Source organism: Streptomyces sp. NPDC005393, assembly GCF_040606675.1.
Classification (GTDB): Bacteria; Actinomycetota; Actinomycetes; order Streptomycetales; family Streptomycetaceae; genus Streptomyces.
On sequence record NZ_JBEXFG010000049.1, the window covers coordinates 26,367 to 45,148 of the forward strand.

Below are 18,782 nucleotides of genomic sequence, written 5' to 3' on the forward strand. Positions count from 1 at the left end.
TCGTGTCACGCCTTCGGCGATGGGAGCACGGGACGGGTAGCGGCCCCTCCGCGCCGTCGCCGGCCACCGCTTTGCTGGGGCGGACGTGGTCTGTGCGCCGCTGGGGCGTGCCCCGGTGAGCGAGCGCGGGCATCGTGTCGCGCCTTGGGCGCCTGGAGCATGGGGCGGGTAGGGGCCCCTCCGCGCCGTCGCCGGCCACCGGTTCGCTGGGGCGGACGGCGGTCGCAACCCGCCGCCGATGCCGGGGCCGGTCGGCGAGCGCGGGTCTCGTCTCGTATCGCCGCCGGGCCGGGGTACCTCCTGGAAATCGATTGATGTAGTACTTGCACCAGATCAAGCGTTTTTTAGGAGGTACCCGCCGGACGGCAGCGAGCCGCACCCCCCGTGCCACCGAGCCCGCATACGGCCTTCCGTCCCGACTGCCCGTCAGTCGGCGACGCGGCCCGCGCCCCGCCCCCACCCCGCCCGATGCTCCAGGCGCCGAAGGCGCGAGACGAAACCCGCACTCGGCCACACGCCCCGGCTGCCGCCTTCTGCCGGTCGGGCCACAACCGGGTCACGCCACAACCGGGCCGGGCCACAAACACGTCACGCCACGCCGGGAACGCCCGGCAGGCCCGCGACGCGCAGGGCATGGGCGAGATCGTGGTGGCTGCCGGAGGACACCCCGCGCGCGACATCCAGCAGCAGCGGCACCAGGGTGGCCGGGTCCTCGGCGGCCGCTTGGGCCGTTTCGTCGGGCGTACGGGCCCGTACGAGCGCCCCCAGCAGGAACGCCGCCTCGTCGGCGGCGTCCGCCGCGAGCAGCGCGAGCGCGGTGTGGGCCACCTCGGGGACGGGCCGCGCGACGCTCTGCCGCAGCAGCCGTTCGCCGTCCGCCGCGCGGTCCGCCGCGACGAGTGCCTCGGCGGCGGCGGCGAGCGGCGCGGGCGGCAGACACGCCATCTCCCACAGCAGCGTGGACAGATCGGCCCCGAGCCCGGCCCGCTCCAGCTCCGCCGCGAGCACCGGCAGCCGTGAGGCGGGCCAGGCGGCCGTCTCGCACAGCACGACATGCGCCTCGCCGCTGCGGCCCGCCGCCCGCAGCCGTCCGAGCCGCGCGACGGCCTCCTCGGCGGCACGCCGGGCCTCGGCCCGCGCCGCCGCGTCGCGGGCGAGCCGCTGCCCGTCCTCCTCCGCCGTGTCGCCGCGCTTGCGGCGCTTGGGGCCGTCCCCGCCGCCGTACGCCCCGGCGAACCGGGCGCCGCGGGGTGTCGCCGAGGCCTCGGCCCCAAGCGCCGGCGGCGGGGCCACGGCCTCACCGCTGTCCCCGGCCTCGGCCCCGGCGAATCGCGCCCCACGGGGTCGCGGTAGCGCGGCCACCTCCTCCACCCCCGCGAACCGCGCCCCGCGTGGCATCGAGCGCGGCGCCGGGGCCGCGACGGCGGCGGGCTGGTCCGGAGCCTGCGCATCGGCCTCGGTGGGCGCGCCCACGGACCCGGCGGGCCCGTCCGGGCCACCGCCCCGGGGCCGGGCCTCGCCAGGCGCCCCGCCGAACCGCACGTCGTGCGGGCCGGAGCGCCCGGAAGCCGCATCCGGCGGGTCACCGGCCGCGCCGGACGTATTGCCGGGACCGACCTCGAACCGCGCCCCGCGCGGCGTCCCCGCCGGCGCGGGCCTCGGGGCGTCGCGGAACCAGCCTTCCGGGGCCGGAGAGGGGCGGCCGGAGTGCGGGAGGGCTTCCAGGCGGGCGCGGAGCTCTTCGCAGCGGGCCGTCGCGCGTTGGCGGTCGTCGTGGGCCCAGGCGAGGTCCGCGGTGAGGGATTCGCGGTCGGCCGCGTCGTCGGCGAACCGTGCGGCCGTCTCCAGGTCGCGTTCGCGCGCCGCGGCGTAACGCTGTTCGCGGAGCATCGCGTCGAGGCGGTCCCGGAGCGCCTCGCGGGCGCCGGGCCCGGCGTCGTGGGCCGCGACGGAGGCGCGGTAGAGGGCGGCCGCGCGGGCCGCGGCCTCCTGGGCGACCTCGGGGCCGCCCTGTGCGGAGAGGTCCTGGAGGAGGGCCTGGACGACGTCCCAGGGCGGGACTTCGTGGCCGTCCAGACAGGCTTGCAGACCGTCGGGGTCGCGCTGCGCGAAGACGCCGTACCAGCCCGCCCCCGGGTCCAGCCGTCTCGTCATGGCGCGCAGATATCCCGCGAACTCCTCTACCGCCTCAGGGAGTTGCTCACCTGCCATCACCACCCTCGCATTCGACACCCGGTGTGTTACGGATCCGGTTACGAACGCGCTACGGACGCTTTTCCTGCTGCGCACACAGCAGACAAACTTGCAAGTTTACCTGTCGATATCCTACGGTGGCGGCATGGGGAAGCACCATGACCGGGACGAGGCGAACCGGGAAGAGGAGCACATCGCCGTCGATCTCTCCGCGGTCGTCGGCCAGCTGCTGCGGCGTATGCGGGCGGCCTCGCCGCAGGGTGAGCTCACCCCCTCCCAGCGCAGTGTGGCCAGTCGGCTCTACACCGGCGGCCCGGCCACCACGGCGGCCCTGGCCCGCGCCGAGCTCGTCCGGCCGCAGTCGATGCGCATGAGCCTGGCCGCGCTGGAGGAGCAGGGGCTGGTCGAGCGGGCCCCGCACCCCACCGACGGACGGCAGGTCGTCTTCTCGCTCACCGAGGAGGGGCGGCGGGCGATCGCCTCCGTACGGCAGGCCAAGCAGAGCTGGCTCCTCGACGCCATCGCCACCCGCCTCGACGCCGATGAGCGCCGCACCCTCGCCGAGGCCACCGAACTACTGAAGCGGCTGGTGGAGGAATGACGGAAACCGGACGGACGGAAGCGGCGGGGCCACCGCCCACGGAGGCCATAACGGCCACGGCAACCGCGGACGTCGACGCCTTCGGCCCCCGCTTGATGGCCCCGCTCCTGATCGGTTCGGTCCTCAACCCGGTCAACTCCACGATGATCGCCACCGGTCTGGTGGCCATCGGCCACGACTTCGGCGTCGGCGCCGCCCAGACCGCCTGGCTCGTCGCCTCGCTCTACCTCGCCAGCGCCGTCGGGCAGCCGGCCATGGGCCGGCTCGCCGATCTGCTCGGCCCGCGGCGGATCTTCCTGTGCGGGCTGCTTCTCGTCGGCGCCGCCGGGCTGGTGGGCGCGCTCGCGCCCGGCTTCGGGTGGCTGATCGGCTCGCGCGTACTGCTGGGCGTCGGGACGTCCGCCGCGTATCCGGCGGCTATGGCGCTGCTGCGCGCCCAGTCGGCCGCCACGGGCCAGGAGACCCCGCGTACCGTCCTCGGGCGGCTCTCGCTCGCCTCCCTCGGCAGCGCGGCGGTCGGCCCGGTGCTCGGCGGGCTGCTCACCGCGACGGTCGGCTGGCGAGCGATCTTCGCCGTCAATGTGCCGCTCGCCCTGATCGGCACCGTCCTCGCGCTCCTGTGGCTGCCCAAGACCCGGCTGACGCCCGCGGACGGCGCGCGGGAGCGGACGGCGCGCGGGATGCTCGACCCGCTCGGGGTGCTGCTGTTCAGCGCGACCCTCACCACCGCGATGATCTTCCTGATGAATCTGGAGCGGCCGAACTGGGCGCTGCTTCCCGCCGTCCTCGTCCTCGCTGCCGCGCTGACCTGGTGGCAGCTGCGCCGCGCCCGCCCCTTCATCGATCTGCGGATGCTCGCCCGCAACCGCGCCCTGACCGTCACCTACCTGCGCCACGGCGCGGCTTATCTGATCATCTACATGGTGATGTACGGGTACGCACAGTGGCTGGAGGAAGGCCACGGCTACTCCCCCTCCCACGCCGGGCTGATCATGCTGCCGATGTCGGCCGCGGCCGCCGTGTGCTCACTGCTCGCCGCCCGTACGAAGGGCATCTACGCGCCCCTCGTCCTCGCGGCCGTACTCCTGGCCGCGGGCAGCGCGCTCCTGCTGCTCGCGGACGACGCCACCCCGCTCGCCGGGCTGCTGCTGGCCGCGGTGCTCTTCGGGCTGCCGCAGGGCCTGTTCTCGACCGGCAACCAGGCCGCCGTCTACACCCAGGCGCCGCGCGAGAGCGTGGGCGCGGCGGCCGGGCTGCAGCGCACCTCGCAGTATCTCGGCGCGATCACCGCCGCCGGGCTGATCGGGCTGTTCTACGGGCAGCGGGCGACCGCCGCCGGGCTGCACGGCATCGCCCTGGTGGCGGGTGCGCTCAGCCTGGCGGTACTGGTCCTGACCGCCACCGACCGCGCCCTGCGCACCCGCTCGGCCGCCCTCACCTGACCATCTCTCACCGCGATCACCGCACACCACGACAGCGACCTCGACACCTCAGGAGACACCGTGCCCGCCACCACGCTCGACCCGAACACCGCGCTCGTCCTCGTCGACCTCCAGAAGGGCATCACCGGCCTGCCCACCGCCCACCCCACCGCCGAGGTCGTGGAGAACGGCGCCCGGCTGGCCGCCGCCTTCCGCAAGCGCGGGCTGCCGGTCGTCCTGGTCCGTGTGGTCGCCGGCGCCCCGGGGCGTACCGACGCGCAGCCGAACGGCGGCGGCGGGCAGTACCCGGCCGACTTCGCCGACCTCGCGCCCGAACTCGGCCGCGAGGAAGGCGACATCGTGGTCACCAAGCACACCTGGGGCGCCTTCCACGGCACGGACCTCGACCTCCAGCTGCGCCGCCGCGGGGTGACGCAGGTCGTGCTCGGCACCATCGCGACCAGCATCGGCGTGGAGTCGACGGCCCGCTCCGCGTACGAGCACGGCTATCACGTGACCCTCGCGACCGACGCCATGACCGACATCGACGCCGAGGCGCACCGCAACAGCGTCGAGAAGATCTTCCCGCGGCTCGGGGAGAGCGACTCGACCGACGCGATCCTCGCCCTGCTGGGCTGAGTCAGCCCGTCGGGCTGACCACCATCGCCGAGCCGCCGCCCCGCCGCACCTTCTCGGCCGCGGCCAGCCACCGTCCGCCGGACAGCCGCTGCACACCCGTGGCGGCCCCGATCTCGGGGTTCTGCTTGAAGGAGTGACCGAGCGCCTCCAGCCGCGCGCGCTCCGGGCCGTTCCACAGCCCCGGTTCCAGCTCCGTCTGGGCGGCGTTGCGCTGGCTGGCGCGTGGCGCGGCGATCGCGTCGACCAGCGGCATGCCCCGGTCGAGGTGGTTCAGAAGGGTCTGCAGCACGGTCGTGATGATGGTCGCGCCGCCCGGCGATCCCAGCGCCAGGACCGGCTGACGTCCGTCGAGCACGATCGTCGGCGACATGGACGAGCGCGGCCGCTTCCCCGGGCCCGGCAGATTCGGGTCGTGGACGGCGGGGTCGGCGGGGGCGAAGGAGAAGTCGGTCAGCTCGTTGTTGAGCAGAAAGCCCCGGCCGGGGACGGTGATACCGCTGCCGCCGGTCTGCTCGATGGTGAGGGTGTAGGCGACGACATTGCCCCACTTGTCGGCGACCGTGAGATGGGTGGTGTTCTCACCCTCGTACGTCGTCGGGGCGGCGTGGCCGTTCGTGTCGCACGTCCCCGGCGCCGCCGGGTGGGTCGGGTCGCCGGGCGCGACGGGGCTCTTGAGCACCGCGTCGTCCTTGATCAGGCAGGCGCGGGAGTCGGCGAACCGCTGTGAGGTGAGCCCTTTGGTGGGCACGTCCTCGGCGGCGGGGTCGCCGACCCACCGCCCCCGGTCGGCGAAGGCGATCCGGGCGGCCTCGATATAGCGGTGCAGATAGTCACGCTCGCTGAGCTGGGAGAGGTCGGTCTTCTCCAGGATGTTGAGCGCCTCGGCGACGGTCGTGCCGCCGGAGGAGGAGGGCGCCATACCGTAGACGTCCAGCCCCCGGTAGGAGGTACGGGTCGGGGCCTGCCGCTTGGTCGCGTACGCCCGCAGGTCCTTGGCCGTCAGATCGCCGGCCCGTACGGTGCGCTGCGCCTTCGGATCGACGGGAGGATTGCGCACGGTCGAGACGATGTCACGGCCGAGCTCGCCCTTGTAGACGGCGCCGACGCCCTTCTTGGCCAGCAGCGCGTACGTACGGGCGAGATCGGGGTTGGTGAAGGTGGAGCCGACCACCGGGAGCCGGCCGCCGGGCAGGAACAGCTTCGCGGTGGCCGGGAAGTCCTTGAAGCGGTCCTGGTTGTCGGCGGTCTGCTGACGGAAGGTCGAGTCGACCGTGAAGCCGTCGCGGGCCAGCCGCTCGGCGGGTTTCAGCACCTGCGCCAGCGACCGGCTGCCCCAGGTGCCCAGGGCGTCGTCCCAGGTGGCGGGGGTGCCGGGGGTGCCGATGCTGAGCCCGCTGGTGACGGCGTCGGCGAACGGCAGCGGCTTGCCGTCCTTGTCGAGGAAGAGGTTCTTGTCCGCGCTGCGGGGGGCGGTCTCGCGGCCGTCGAGCGTGAACACCTTGTGCTGCTTGGCGTTGTAGTAGACGAAGTATCCGCCGCCGCCGACGCCCGCCGAGTACGGCTCGGTGACCCCGAGCGACGCGGCGGTCGCGACCGCCGCGTCCACCGCGTTGCCACCGTGGCGCAGGACGTCGATCCCGGCCGCCGAGGCGTTGGCGTCCACGCTGGAGACCGCGCCGCCGTAGCCGACGGCCACGGGGGTCTTGGGGGGCGTGGCGGGCCGCGATGAGCCGCTCTGCGCCCCGGCCGGGGCGACGCCGAGCACGGCGGCCATCCCGGCCGCGGCGGCGAGCGCGGGCAGCCGACGCCGTACGGCCGACGCGGCCGACGCGGTGGATGTGGACGTGGTTGACGATGCGGCCGGTCGTGCGGCGTGCCCCATCCGTACCTCCAAGCGAACGACAGGGGCCGGAGCCTACCGGTGCGCCTCATGCTCACGACAGGGGCACGTACGTTCATCCGTACGCGCGAACGCGCACGCGAGTTACGCTCGGTTCGCCTCCGGGGCGCTTCAGCCTCCCCCTGCCTTCGGCGGGGGCACCCCCCGCCGACGGGCGACCGTGCTCGCCCCCTCGCGCGGCGGTGGCCGCATATCGATCGCAGCCCTCGGGGCCTCCGCGCCCTCTCCCTTTCGACACCGCCGCGCCCTTCGGCGCACTGGGCCGCTACGATGCGCGGCCATGACAGACACGCTGCAGGACCTGATCGCCGCCGCGGCGGCCCTGATCGTGGGCCTGGCCGCCGGCTGGGCCGTCCACTCGGCGGCCGAGCGCCGCAAGCGCGCCCGCGAGCAGCGCTTCTTCGGTCTGCCGGACGGCTCGGAATGTGTGCTGGTCACCCACCGGGACAGCACCTCGGCGCACTGGAGCATCCCGCGCCATGACGCACTGGCGCTGCTCGGGATAGCCTCCGTCGTGGAGCACTGCGGAGCGCACGCGGAGATCGCCCCGCACGATACCGGGCTGCAGGGCTTCGGCGCGCGGACGGAGTTCTGCGTGGGTGACCCGACCGCGCACCGCCGGCTCGCCGCCCATATGGCGAATCTGCTGCCGGGCGTCACCGTGGACCCGGGCGACGACTCCGGGACGGACCGGGGCACCTTCACCATCGGCGGCACGGACTACCGCCCGGATCCGGGCGCGGTCGAGCATGTGCTGCTGGCCCGGCTGACGGCCGGCGACGCCGGCCGCCCCGTCTTCCTGGCCGCCGGCCAGCGCCCGGTCACCCATCGCGCCGCCATCCGCCATCTCGTCCGCAACCGCGCCCGGTTCGCCCGTAAGTACGGCGCGCAGGGCTCCTTCTGCCTGCTGCTGAAGGTCGTCAACTCCCAGGCGTACGGGCCGGATCTGGTCGAACTGGTCGCGGATGTCACCAAGCCCGCGACCACCGCCACGGGCTCGTCCTCCGCGACCGCCCGGCTGCGTACGACGGCCAAGGACGACTGAGGTCAGAGGTCAGCGGCCGCCGGAAAGTCGACGGGGCCGGACCCGCGTGGGGTCCGGCCCCGGGGCAGCGCCCCAGGCCGGGCCGGCCCCGGCAGCCGACAGCGGCCCTTATCGTTACCCAGGCGTAACTTACCGCGCTATTACCAACGGTAAACACCCGAGTTACCGTCAGGTCACTCAGTACCGGTGCTCCCAGCCCCCCACGGCATTCCCCCTCAGGAGCGACAGTGACCCCTGCCCGCAGAGCCTTGCGTGCGACGACCGCCGCCACCGTCTCGGCGACCGTGCTCGCCGGTGCGGCCTTCGGACTCGCCCCCTCCGTACAGGCCGCGACGCCCGCGCCGACGGCCGCCACCGCCACCGCCGGCACCTCCGTGCGCTTCGTCGACATCCCCGGCGACGGCGGCATCACCCTGGCCGCCAATGTCGTCGCCCCGGCGGACGCCGACGGATCCCGCCGCCATCCTCTCGTCGTGCTGCCCACCAGCTGGGGCCTGCCCCAGATCGAATATCTGGCCCAGGCCAGGAAGCTCGCCGAGTCCGGCTATGTCGTGGTCAGTTACAACCCCCGCGGCTTCTGGCAGTCCGGCGGACGGATCGAGACGGCCGGGCCGCAAGACATCGCCGACGTCTCCAAGGTCATCGACTGGGCGCTCGCCCACACCGCCGCCGACCCCGACCACATCGGCATCACCGGGCTCTCGTACGGCGCCGGGATCAGCCTGCTCGCAGCCGGTTTCGACAAGCGGATCAAGGCCGTTGTCGCGATGAGCGGCTGGGCGGATCTGACCGACTCGATCTACAGCGGCCGCACCCAGCACGCCCAGGCCGCCGCGGCGCTCGGCGCATCCGGGACGGTGACCGGGCGGCCGAGCGAGGAATTCCAGCAGACCCTCAAGGACTTCCTCGGCTCCAACCTGGCCAGGGAAAAGGACTTCATCGCCTGGGGCACGAAGCGGTCACCCGCCACCTACCTCGACAAGATCAACACCAATGGCGCGGCCATCATGATGGGCAACTCCTGGGGCGACTCGGTCTTCCCGGCCAATCAGTCCGCCACCTTCTACGACAAGCTGACCGGCCCCAAGCGGCTGGAGCTGCGGCCCGGCGACCACGCCACCGCCGAGTTCGGCGGGCTGCTGGGCCTGCCGAACGACACCTGGGCCCACGCCCGGCGCTGGCTCGACCGCTATCTCAAGGGCGAGCGCAACGGCATCGACACCGAGCAGCCGGTGCAGCTCCTGTCCCGTACGGCGGACGGCGACGACTACGAGGGCTACCCCAGCTGGTCGGCCGTGCCCTCAGGGGAGCGCCGGATCCCGCTCGACGGGACCCAGCGGATCACCGCGAACATCGACTCCGGCGCCGATGGCGGGACCGTCCTCCTGAGCGGCCTCCTCGATCAGTTTCTGAAGATCCCGCCGCTGGTCTCGGTCCCGCTGCTGCCGCGCTGGTTCGCGGCCGTCTGGCAGACCGAGCGCTACGCCCAGGAGCAGCGCATCCGCGGCACCGTCAGGCTGCACACCACCGTGACCAGCGACAAGTCCAGCGGTACGGCGGTCGCCTACCTCTACGACGTCGGCCCGCTGGGGATCGGGAAGCTCATCACCAACGCCCCCGTCACCTTCTACGACCGCACCCCGGGCACGCCCTTCGGCGTGGATCTGGAGCTTTTCTCGACGGCGTACGACGTCCCGGCCGGACACCGGCTCGCGCTGGTCGTCGACACGGTCGACCCGCTCTACATCGAACACAATCCGGGCGGCGCCCGGCTCACCTTCTCCTCCCCGGACGCCGACCCGTCGTATCTGTCGATCCCGCTCGGCGGCAAGCGCTGAGGCTGGAACCGGCCCGCCCGTCAGCCGCGGGTGTCCCCCGGGAGGGGCGCGGCCGGTTCGGGTGGGGCGACCTCCACCTGACCCGTCTTCACACTGCGCCGCTCCCGCTTGGCGACCCAGTGGGCGAACCACGACAGCAGCATGCACATCCCGATGTAGACCGGTGAGATCACGATGACCACCGGGATGAAGGGCAGGTCGTAGTCGAGATTGGAGGCGATCAGCTTTCCGGCGTGCAGAAACTCCTCATAGGTGATGAGAAAGCCGAGCGAGGTGTCCTTCAGGGCCACCACCAGCTGGCTGATGATGGCCGGCAGCATGGCCCGCAACCCCTGGGGCACCAGTACATACGCCATGACCTGGGTCTTGCGCATGCCCAGCGAGTACGCCGCCTCGCGCTGCCCGCGGTCCACCGCGCCCACGCCCGCGCGGAACACCTCCGCGAGCACCGAGCCGTTGTAGAGGGCGAGTCCGGCGACGAGGGCGGGCAGGGGCTGCACCTTCAGCGCCACGAAAATGAAGAAGATCATCACCAGGACGGGCATCGCGCGGAAGAACTCCACCACCAGCGTGGCCAGCCAGCGCACCGGACCGTGGTCGGACAGCCGCCCGGCGGCGAGCACTCCGCCGAGCGCGAGCGAGAGGACCGCGGCGATGCCGAACGCCTTGAGGGTGTTGACGAGTCCGCGCAGCAGCAGCAACTGGATGCCCTTGTACTCGAACGGCATCCACTTCTGGTACGCGAACTGGCCTGTGTCGACGAGGAGATAGACGATCCAGGCGAGCAGCGCCAGGAGCACGGCCGACGCGGCCAGTCCGTAGACCCGGTGGCGGCGGCGGGTGTGGGGCCCGGGGGCGTCGTAGAGGGCGGTCTTCGTGGTGACGGTCATCGTGGCACTCCCCAGCGCCTCTCCAGAACGGCGAAGATCGCGCTGATGGCCAGCGTCACGATCAGATAGCCGACGGCGATCCAGACGAAGGACCAGATGACGCTGTAGCCCATCTCATTGAGCGGTTTGTAGGTGCCGAGCAGCTCGGTGACGCTGAACGACCCGGCGATGGCCGAGTTCTTGGCGAGCGCGATCAGCGTCGAGCCGATCGGCGGGATGACCGAGCGGAACGCCTGCGGCAGGACGACCACGCCCAGCGTCTGCTCGAAGGTCATGCCCAGGCTGCGCGCGGCCTCGCCCTGACCGACCGGCACCGTGTTGATGCCCGAGCGCACCGCCTCGCAGATGAAGGCCGAGGTGTAGCAGCCGAGCGCGAGCACCGCGAAGGTGGTGAACGGCAGCATGAGCCCGAAGCGCGGCAGTCCGAGCATCACCGCGAAGAAGAGCAGCGTCAGCGGCGTATTGCGGAGCACCGTCACCCAGGTGGTGCCGAAGGCCCGGAGCGAGGCGACCGGCGCCACCCGGAAGGCGGCCATCAGGACGCCGAGCACGAGCGCGAGCAGCGAGGCGAACACGGTCAGCTCGACGGTGCCGAGGAAGCCCTTGCCGTAGAGCGAGAAGTTCTTGGTGAGCACATCCATGGGGTCCTCAGCCCGTCCGGTAGCGGTCGATGGGGGGAGGTTTGGGGGCGCGGACGCCGGACAGGCCGAGGGTCGCGTCGTACGCCTTCTTCCAGTCGCCGTTGCGCTCGTGGGCCTGGATGGCATCGTCCAGCGCGAAGCGCAGCGCGTTGTCGCGCTTGGGCACGCCGATGCCGTACGGCTCCTTGGAGAAGGGCCTGCCCGCCACCTTCAGCTCCTTGGGCGCCTTGGCCGCGTAGCCGAGCAGGATGACGTTGTCGGTGGTGACCGCGTCCACCTGGAAGGTGAGCAGATTGTCGACGCATACCGAGTAGGTGTCGTACGCGACCGCGTGGGCCTTGGGGTAGTCGGACTCGATGCGCTGCAGCGGGGTCGATCCGGCCACCGAGCACACCCTCTTGCCCGCGAGGTCCCGCGGGCCGTGGATGTCCTTCTCGTCCGTGCGTACCAGCAGCGACTGGCCCGCCAGGTAGTACGGACCGGCGAAGCCGACCTGCCGCTTGCGGAGCGGATTGATGGTGTAGGTGCCGACGTAGTAGTCGATCTGGCCGTTCTGGAGCGCGGTCTCCCTGTTGGCGGACGCGATGGTCCGGAACCTGATGGTGCTCGGCTTGAAGCCGAGGGAGGCCGCCATCATTTTCGCGATCTCGATGTCGAAGCCGGAGTAGCGTCCGGTGGCCGGGTCCTTCTCGCCCAGATAGGGCTGGTCCTCCTTGACCCCGACGGTGAGATGGCCGCGGCGCTCGGCCCTCCGCCAGGTGGGCGAGGAGGGCAGCCGGAAGGTGGTCGCCGCCTTGTAGGAGGGGAGCTTCCCGGGCTTGGGCCCCTTGGCGGGCGGGCTGCCCTCCTTGCCGCAGCCGCCTGCGGCGGGCAGCAGCGCGAGGACCAGCGCCAGGGTGGCGAGCGCGCGGCGGACGCGCCCGGGGTCGCGGCGGATGGGTCTCATGTCCGTCACCACCCGGCTCAGTGCTTGAGGATCTTGGAGAGGAAGTCCCGGGCGCGGTCGCTCTCCGGCGCCTTGAAGAACTCCTCCGGCGGACGGTCCTCGACGATCCGGCCGTCGGCCATGAAGACCACCCGGTTCGCGGCGGAGCGGGCGAAGCCCATCTCATGGGTGACGACGACCATCGTCATCCCGTCCCGGGCGAGTTGGCGCATCACCTCCAGTACCTCGTTGATCATCTCCGGGTCGAGTGCCGAGGTCGGCTCGTCGAAGAGCATCACCTTGGGGTCCATGGCCAGGGCGCGGGCGATGGCCACGCGCTGCTGCTGGCCGCCGGAGAGCTGGCCGGGGTACTTGTCCGCCTGGTCGGCCAGTCCGACGCGCTCCAGAAGCTCGCGGGCGCGCCGCTCGGCGTCCCGCTTCCCGCGCTTGCGGACCTTCGTCTGGGCGAGCATCACGTTGTCCAGCACGGTCCGGTGCGCGAACAGGTTGAACGACTGGAAGACCATGCCGACCTCGGCGCGCAGCCGCGCCAGCTCCTTGCCCTCCTGGGGCAGCGGCTTGCCGTCGAACGCGATGGAGCCGGACTCGATGGTCTCCAGGCGGTTGATGGTCCGGATCAGGGTCGACTTGCCGCCGCCGGAGGGGCCGATGACCACCACCACCTCACCGCGGCCGACGGTGAGGTCGATGTCCTCCAGGACGTGCAGCGTGCCGAAGTACTTGTTGACGTCGCGTAGCTCGATCAACGGCTCACCGACGGCCATACCCGGCCCCACCCACTTTCCGCTGTCCCGGTCAGCGCAAGCTATCCAGACAAAAGCGGCACTTCGCCGATGACACGCACCGATGGGCGGAGAATCCCCGATAGGAGTGGGGCGAGTCTCGCTATGTCTCGGCGACCTCGGCGTAGAGCTGGGACAGTCCGGGGGCGCCGTCGGCCGCCCACTGATGGCCCGCCTCCACCACATCGAGCTCCCGCCCGGAGCCGAGCCGGACGACGGGCCGGCCGTTCGGCCACACCTGCCAGACGGCGCCGGGGACGGTACGGATGATGACCGTGCCCAGATAGAGACCGGCGTCGTTGCCGAGCCAGGGCAGCTCGTCCGGGTCGTCGCGCCAGCGCGGCACCAGCTGGTCCAGCGCCTCCAGGGAGGCCGCGGAGTCATCGAGTCCGATGCCCGCGGCGGCGGCCCGCGCGCGCAGCAGTTCGCACTCCGAGAGCAGCTCCGCCACGCCCTGCGGATCCTCCTCTTGGGCGCTCATCAGGGCCGTACCGGAGGCCGGACCACGGCGCTTGCGCCAGTTGTCCAAGAAGGGGATGTTCATACCACTCAGCCTCGCATCAAGGACACGGGCGCACCACAGGGCGCGCGGGTACGGGCCGTGACCCGATGATTGTCTTGACGCCACCCACCCGCCTCCCCACGTTCTTTCCGCACCTGTCGAATCGCCGGTCGGGTTGGTTGCGAGAGGGGACACGTATGCGCGTCAGCAGACGGTGGACGGCAGCCGGGACCATCGCGGGAGGCGTCTCCCTCGTCTTGTTCGCACCGCTCTTTCCCCCGTCGCACGCCGATCCGAACACCCATCAGCCGCTCCCTGCGGAGCGGCTCTCCGACAACAGCGGCGAGTCGCTGTGCACGGCGGACGCGGACGCGCGGCGCGGTGTGGTCAACGCCTTCGTACGGGACGGCGGCGGAGTGTTCGACGCGGTACTGGACTTCGACGCGGTGGTGCGGGATCCGGCGCACCCGTCGCGGATCCTGCCCGCGTACGACAGCGGTGACGATCTGCACCCGGGGGACGCGGGGTTGCAGGCGATGGCGGAGTCGATCGACCCGCGGAAGCTGACGGGTTGACCCCGGCCCCGCCCGCGCCTCGCCCCCGTGGGCGCGGTCACACCTCCAGGTCCACGACCACCGGCGCATGGTCGGAGGCGCCCTTGCCCTTGCGCTCCTCGCGGTCGACGTACGCGTCGCTCACCGCCTTCTCGAACCCCTCATTGCCATAGACCAGGTCGATCCGCATGCCCCGGTTCTTGGGGAAGCCCAGCTCCCGGTAGTCCCAGTAGGTGAAGGGACGGTCGTACTTCAGGGGCCGCGGCACCACGTCCGACAGCCCCTCCCCGCGCAGCGCGGCCAGCGCCTCGCGCTCCAGGTCGGTCACATGGGTGAGGCCCTCGAAGGCGGTGCGGTCCCAGACGTCCTCGTCGGTGGGGGCCACATTGAAGTCACCGAGGACGGCGAAGGGGCGGGAGGCGGCCGCGTCGGTGGCGACGGCGCGGCGCAGGGCCTCCAGCCAGCGCAGCTTGTAGTCGTAGTGGGGGTGGCCGATCTCCCGGCCGTTGGGCACATAGACCGACCAGAGGCGGACGGGGCCGCAGGTGGCGCCTATGGCGCGCGGCTCCTGTGCGCCGTCGTAGTCGGGGCCGCCGGGCAGACCGACAGTGATGTCGTCGAGGCCCACGCGGGAGACCATGGCCACCCCGTTCCACCTGCCGTTGGCGTTGACCGCGGCCTCATAGCCGAGCTCGCGCAGCGGCTCGTAGGGGAAGGCGGACTCGGCGCACTTGGTCTCCTGGACACACAACACGTCCGTACCGCTGCTCTCCAGCCAGGCGAGCAGCCGGGGCAGCCGGGCAGTGATCGAATTGACGTTCCAGGTCGCGATGCGCATAGGGGCCAACCTACCTCCCGGGTCCGACAGCCACTCCGGCCCGGCCGGTCGTCACAGCGTGAGGCTCTCGCCCGGCGTCAGCCGCACATGCTCGGCGCCGCCGGTCCCCGGGCCCTCGGGGCCGAGCATGCGCCCGTAGACCAGGGGCGCGAGGTCCGACAGCAGGGCGTCGTGGACGTCGATCGCGCGGCGCGGGCGGACGGCGCGGATGTAGTCGAGGATCTCGGCGAACTTGTTCCAGGGGGCGTGCACCGGCAGCAGCAGCGTGTCCACCCGGCGGTCCGCGGGCACGGTGAGCGCGTCGCCGGGGTGGAAGACCGCGCCGCCGTCCACCACGTAGCCGACGTTGGTGATCCGCGGGATGTCGGGGTGGATGACGGCGTGCAACTGGCCGTGCACCTCGATGTCGAACCCCGCCGCGGTGAAGGTGTCGCCCTCCCCCACGGTGTGCACCCGGCCGGGGAACGCGGCCGAGATCTGGTCGGCGACGGCGGCGAGCGTCCAGATGTGGGCGGCGGGGCTGGCGTCGAGCGCCGTCCGCAGCCGCTCCTCGTTGAAGTGGTCGAAATGCTCGTGAGTGACCAGGATCGCGTCCGCGCCGACCGCGGCGTCCTGTTCGCTGAAGCCTCCGGGGTCGATGACGAGCAGCTGCCCGTCCTTCTCCAGCCGGACGCAGGCGTGGCCCTTCTTGGTGAGCTTCATGGGGATCATTGTGCTCTCGCGCCGCCGCGAAACCGCGCTACCCCCTCGCCGCGCTGCCCCGCCGCGCTACGCCTCGGGGCTGGTCTCCTCACGGATGATGCGCTGGGCCACCGCGAACGCCGAGTTGGCGGTGGGCACCCCGCAGTAGACGCCGGTGTGCAGCAGCACCTCCTTGATCTCGGTGGGGGTCAGGCCGTTGCGCAGCGCGGCCCGGGTGTGGAAGGCGAGCTCGTCGAGGTGGCCGCGGGCGGCGAGGGCGGTGAGGGTGATCACGCTGCGGGTGCGCCGGTCGATGGCGGGCCGGGTCCACACCTCGCCCCACGCATAGCGGGTGATGAAGTCCTGGAAGTCGCCGGTGAACTCGTCGGCCAGGGACTCCGCGCGGTCCACATGGGCGTCGCCGAGCACCTCCCGGCGCACCTTGATGCCCTGGTCGTAGGCGTCGGAGCGGGCGTCCACCTGCGCCTCGGGCTGCATGGCGTAGCCGATCTCGGCGACCGGGGAGACCGGCGGTGCGGTGGTGAGCACGGGCTTGACGGAGGGCGCGGGGATCGCCGTCATGCCGGTCGGGTGGTCCGAGGTCTGCCAGGAGCTGGAGAAGTGGCGCACCAGCAGATCGGTGACGGCCATCGGCTGTTCCACGGGCGCGAGATGGGAGGTGCCTGGGACGAGCGCGAGCCGTGCGTCGGGGATGCCGGCGACCAGGACGCGGGCGTCGGCGGCCGGGGTGACCTGGTCGTCCGCGCCGGCCAGTACGAGGGTGGGGACGCCGATCCGGCCGAGCTCGGCGCGGATGTCGAAGCCGGCGAGGGCCTCACAGGCGGCGATGTAGCAGCCGGGGTCCGTCGTACGGACCATCTGAACGGCCCAGTCCACGATGGCGGGCTGGGCGGCGGCGAAGTCGGGGGTGAACCAGCGCTCGGGGGTGGCGCGGGCGATCGGGTCCAGTCCGTTGGTGCGGACGACGACGCCACGCTGCCGGAAGGAATCGGCGGTGCCGAAGCGCGGGGAGGCGGAGACGAGCGCGAGTGAGCCCACTCTCAGGGGATGTCGCAGGGCCAATTCGGCGCCGATGGCCGCGCCGATCGAGCAGCCCGCGTACCCGAAGCGGTCGATGCCCAGCCGGTCGAGGGTGGCCAGCAGCCGCCCCGCGAGGTCGGGGATGGAGGGGGCGGGGTGGGCGGGCGAGCCGCCGTGGCCGGGCAGGTCGAAGCGGAGGACGCGCCAGTGGCGGGACAGCTCGGGTATCTGGCGGTCCCACATGTGCCATGTGGTACCCAGTGAGGGACCGAGGATCAGGACCGGGGCGTCCTCTCGCCCGTCAAAGCGGTATTGCAGGGTGTTCGTCGGTGTCTCACTCACCCGCCTGACCCTCTCATCTGTCACGAGATGTCACATCGCCGGGGTGGAGCCAGCGGGCCTTGCCCCGCTCCGGCACTGCCGGACCTGCCGACGAGAGCCCAGGTATACGTTCTCCGGCATGTACTCGTGGCCGTGTCGGCAGTGGGCCCTCCGGGCGCGTGCCCTCCTTCAGTCGCTACGAGCAACGCTTTCCTCTTTGATCACGGCCTCCAGGCGGTTCGGGTTGCAGCATCGAGTGTGGTGGCACGGACGAGGCTCGGCGTGACTCACCTGGAAACCTTCCGGAATCCCGCCCAACAGCAGCTTGAACACCACACGGTGAACGCTTGGTAGAAGGCTTGGCCGTAGCCGGATGCTCTCAGGGTTACAGCCACCGGTCCAAAACCAGCAAGCGGACTCCGAATCCACCTCGCCCCAATCCTGCTGGCCATACGGCTCGCAAGTCGCTCGGCTGATGGTCCGCGTGGCTCATCTTGCCCCTCCGCCGCACCCCCGTGCAGGTCATCCCAAGTGGTGGCGGCTCCGCGAAGATCTTCTACATCCGGCTTGACGTACCACCGCTTGGTCGTCTTTGCGTTCGTATGTCCGGCCCATCGCGCGAGGATATGGTCCGGGACACCGTTGGCCAGGAAGGTGAAGCACGACGAGCGTGCGTCGTAGAGCCTGACGCGACGGAGCCCGAGAAGCTCCGTAAGCCGGTACGCGCGTCGGCGAAGTTGCTTGATCGTGAAGGCGTCGCCCGCCTCGTGCGCCAGCACGTAGCCCGACACCGTGTACGCCTCCCCCAGAGCGAGCCTCTCCTCGGCTCAGGGTGCGTGCGTTCTCGGATCGCGGGATGAGGGCGCTGTTCACGGCTGGGTGTTGACGGTACCGACCCAGGAGGGCACGGCCCTCGTTGATCACGTGGAGTCGAAGCCGCGTGAGTCGAAGGGACCGTGCCCGGATGCCATCCTGCCTGATCGAGGAACTCGCCCGCACCCTCGATGCCCTCGAAGTCCCCCTTGACCAGGACACTTTGGCCGGATCCGCGGAGGTGACGACACTGCTGGACGCGTTGACGCTCGTACCCGATCCGCGCCGCAGGCAGGGCTGCCGCTACTCGTTCACCGGCCTGTTGTCGGTCACCGCCGCGGCGGTCATGTGCGGCGCTCGCTCGCCGCGATCGTGCGCTGGGCACGCGGCGCCACTCCCGCCCTGCTCAGCGCCCTGGGGCTGGCCGACGGGGCAGCGGGCCGAGTGCCGGCCGCCACCACCTTCGGCCGAACCCTGACCAGGATCGACGGCGACGCACTGGATGACGCCCTGACCGCCTTCACCGAACGGCTCGCCGCCGACCCACTGGACGATGTCGTGGACAGCGGGGTGAAATCGCTGGCCGCCGACGGCAAGACCGTGTGCGGCGCAATCGACGCCGAAGGCAGGCAGCTGCACCTGCTGTCGGTGTTCCGCCCCGAGACCGGCACGGTGGCCGCCCAGCGCGCGATGCGCGACAAGGGCTGCGAGGTCACCCACTTCCCGGCCGTCCTGGACACCCCGGACTCCATCGCCGGACTCGTCGTCACCGCCGACGCCCTGCACTGCCAGCGCTCCCACGCCACCTACCTGCACGAACGCGGCGCCTTCTACTACTTCCCCGTGCTCGGCAACCAGCCCACCCTCTTCACCGTCCTGGACGGCCTGGACTGGGAGAACACCCCACCCGCCCACGAGGAGGCCGAACGCAACCGGGGCCGCACCAGGACGAGGGCGGCGCGAGCGATGTCGGCGATCCTGCTGGGGCTGATGGTGACGTGCTGCAGGGTCCGCCAGCGCTGCTTGAGTTCGGCGGCGGCGCGTTCGCCGAGTGCACGGATGCCTCTGATCAGGCTGTTCGTGGTTTGCGTGTCCGTGTGCAGGGCCCGCTCGGACCGGCCCTTCGGGCGGCGGAC

18 protein-coding genes and 2 pseudogenes are annotated in these 18,782 nt (G+C 71.8%); 8 read left to right on the top strand and 12 right to left on the bottom strand.

What is annotated here, in order from left to right; all coding sequences use genetic code 11:
• Positions 1-588 precede the first annotated feature (588 nt).
• Complete coding sequence (locus ABZS71_RS29470) at positions 589-2,211, bottom strand: hypothetical protein (protein ID WP_356214950.1); 1,623 nt, start codon at positions 2,209-2,211, stop codon at positions 589-591.
• A gap of 127 nt (positions 2,212-2,338) precedes the next feature.
• Between ABZS71_RS29470 and ABZS71_RS29475 the strand changes: the two genes are divergently transcribed.
• Genes ABZS71_RS29475 through ABZS71_RS29485 form a run of 3 tightly spaced genes read left to right on the top strand, consistent with a single transcriptional unit; the run spans position 2,339 to position 4,854 of the window.
• Positions 2,339-2,794, top strand: coding sequence for a MarR family transcriptional regulator (locus ABZS71_RS29475; protein WP_355853534.1), 456 nt, complete (start codon positions 2,339-2,341; stop codon positions 2,792-2,794).
• Positions 2,791-4,236, top strand: a complete 1,446-nt coding sequence (locus ABZS71_RS29480) for an MFS transporter (RefSeq protein ID WP_356214952.1) — start codon at positions 2,791-2,793, stop codon at positions 4,234-4,236. The genes ABZS71_RS29475 and ABZS71_RS29480 overlap by 4 nt, the downstream gene beginning before the upstream one ends.
• Before the next feature lie 60 nt (positions 4,237-4,296).
• Complete coding sequence (locus ABZS71_RS29485; RefSeq protein WP_356214954.1) at positions 4,297-4,854, top strand: isochorismatase family protein; 558 nt, start codon at positions 4,297-4,299, stop codon at positions 4,852-4,854.
• Position 4,855: 1 nt separating this feature from the next.
• Here the strand turns inward: ABZS71_RS29485 and ggt are convergent, their stop codons facing one another.
• On the bottom strand, positions 4,856-6,628 hold the full coding sequence (gene ggt / locus ABZS71_RS29490; RefSeq protein WP_356214969.1) for a gamma-glutamyltransferase: 1,773 nt from the start codon (positions 6,626-6,628) through the stop codon (positions 4,856-4,858).
• A 406-nt stretch (positions 6,629-7,034) separates the two neighbouring features.
• On the opposite strand from ggt, the gene ABZS71_RS29495 reads away from it, so the two are divergent.
• Positions 7,035-7,799, top strand: a complete 765-nt coding sequence (locus ABZS71_RS29495; protein WP_355853527.1) for a hypothetical protein — start codon at positions 7,035-7,037, stop codon at positions 7,797-7,799.
• A 227-nt stretch (positions 7,800-8,026) separates the two neighbouring features.
• The gene (locus ABZS71_RS29500; protein WP_356214956.1) at positions 8,027-9,637 is read left to right on the top strand and encodes an alpha/beta fold hydrolase; all 1,611 of its coding nucleotides are present in this window, start codon (positions 8,027-8,029) and stop codon (positions 9,635-9,637) included.
• A 20-nt stretch (positions 9,638-9,657) separates the two neighbouring features.
• Here ABZS71_RS29500 and ABZS71_RS29505 read toward each other — a convergent pair whose 3' ends face one another.
• From ABZS71_RS29505 to ABZS71_RS29525, 5 genes are all read right to left on the bottom strand, one after another.
• Positions 9,658-10,527 carry an amino acid ABC transporter permease gene (locus ABZS71_RS29505; RefSeq protein ID WP_355853521.1) on the bottom strand — a complete coding sequence of 290 codons (870 nt, stop codon included), beginning with the start codon at positions 10,525-10,527 and terminating at the stop codon, positions 9,658-9,660.
• Positions 10,524-11,168, bottom strand: coding sequence for an amino acid ABC transporter permease (locus ABZS71_RS29510; RefSeq protein ID WP_355853518.1), 645 nt, complete (start codon positions 11,166-11,168; stop codon positions 10,524-10,526). Before ABZS71_RS29510 ends, ABZS71_RS29505 begins: the two co-directional genes overlap by 4 nt.
• A gap of 7 nt (positions 11,169-11,175) precedes the next feature.
• Entirely contained in the window at positions 11,176-12,114 is a 939-nt protein-coding gene (locus tag ABZS71_RS29515) for a glutamate ABC transporter substrate-binding protein (RefSeq protein ID WP_355853515.1), read from the bottom strand.
• Positions 12,115-12,131: 17 nt separating this feature from the next.
• The gene (locus ABZS71_RS29520) at positions 12,132-12,860 is read right to left on the bottom strand and encodes an amino acid ABC transporter ATP-binding protein (protein ID WP_355853597.1); all 729 of its coding nucleotides are present in this window, start codon (positions 12,858-12,860) and stop codon (positions 12,132-12,134) included.
• 139 nt (positions 12,861-12,999) lie between these two features.
• On the bottom strand, positions 13,000-13,440 hold the full coding sequence (locus ABZS71_RS29525) for a DUF6278 family protein (protein WP_355853512.1): 441 nt from the start codon (positions 13,438-13,440) through the stop codon (positions 13,000-13,002).
• Positions 13,441-13,739: 299 nt separating this feature from the next.
• On the opposite strand from ABZS71_RS29525, the pseudogene ABZS71_RS29530 reads away from it, so the two are divergent.
• Positions 13,740-13,973: pseudogene (locus tag ABZS71_RS29530) on the top strand (SGNH/GDSL hydrolase family protein); the annotation flags it as partial.
• Between the two features lie 37 nt (positions 13,974-14,010).
• Here ABZS71_RS29530 and ABZS71_RS29535 read toward each other — a convergent pair.
• The 4 genes from ABZS71_RS29535 to ABZS71_RS29550 form a co-directional block, all read right to left on the bottom strand.
• Positions 14,011-14,790, bottom strand: coding sequence for an exodeoxyribonuclease III (locus ABZS71_RS29535; protein WP_355853509.1), 780 nt, complete (start codon positions 14,788-14,790; stop codon positions 14,011-14,013).
• Positions 14,791-14,841: 51 nt separating this feature from the next.
• On the bottom strand, positions 14,842-15,492 hold the full coding sequence (locus ABZS71_RS29540) for an MBL fold metallo-hydrolase (RefSeq protein ID WP_355853506.1): 651 nt from the start codon (positions 15,490-15,492) through the stop codon (positions 14,842-14,844).
• 66 nt (positions 15,493-15,558) lie between these two features.
• A complete protein-coding gene (gene pcaC, locus ABZS71_RS29545) occupies positions 15,559-16,854 on the bottom strand; it encodes a 4-carboxymuconolactone decarboxylase (protein ID WP_356214959.1) in 1,296 nt (431 codons plus the stop codon).
• Positions 16,855-17,022: 168 nt separating this feature from the next.
• A complete protein-coding gene (locus tag ABZS71_RS29550) occupies positions 17,023-17,262 on the bottom strand; it encodes an HNH endonuclease (RefSeq protein WP_356214961.1) in 240 nt (79 codons plus the stop codon).
• A gap of 535 nt (positions 17,263-17,797) precedes the next feature.
• On the opposite strand from ABZS71_RS29550, the gene ABZS71_RS29555 reads away from it, so the two are divergent.
• Both ABZS71_RS29555 and ABZS71_RS29560 read left to right on the top strand, forming a co-directional pair.
• The gene (locus tag ABZS71_RS29555) at positions 17,798-18,124 is read left to right on the top strand and encodes a transposase family protein (protein ID WP_356214963.1); all 327 of its coding nucleotides are present in this window, start codon (positions 17,798-17,800) and stop codon (positions 18,122-18,124) included.
• Positions 18,091-18,561 (top strand): annotated as a pseudogene (locus ABZS71_RS29560) (ISAs1 family transposase); the annotation flags it as partial. The gene ABZS71_RS29555 and the pseudogene ABZS71_RS29560, both read left to right, overlap by 34 nt.
• On the opposite strand, the gene ABZS71_RS29565 reads toward ABZS71_RS29560, so the two are convergent.
• Positions 18,480-18,749 carry a hypothetical protein gene (locus ABZS71_RS29565; protein ID WP_356214971.1) on the bottom strand — a complete coding sequence of 90 codons (270 nt, stop codon included), beginning with the start codon at positions 18,747-18,749 and terminating at the stop codon, positions 18,480-18,482. The pseudogene ABZS71_RS29560 and the gene ABZS71_RS29565 sit on opposite strands and share 82 nt — an antisense overlap.
• Between the last annotated feature and the right edge of the window lie 33 nt (positions 18,750-18,782).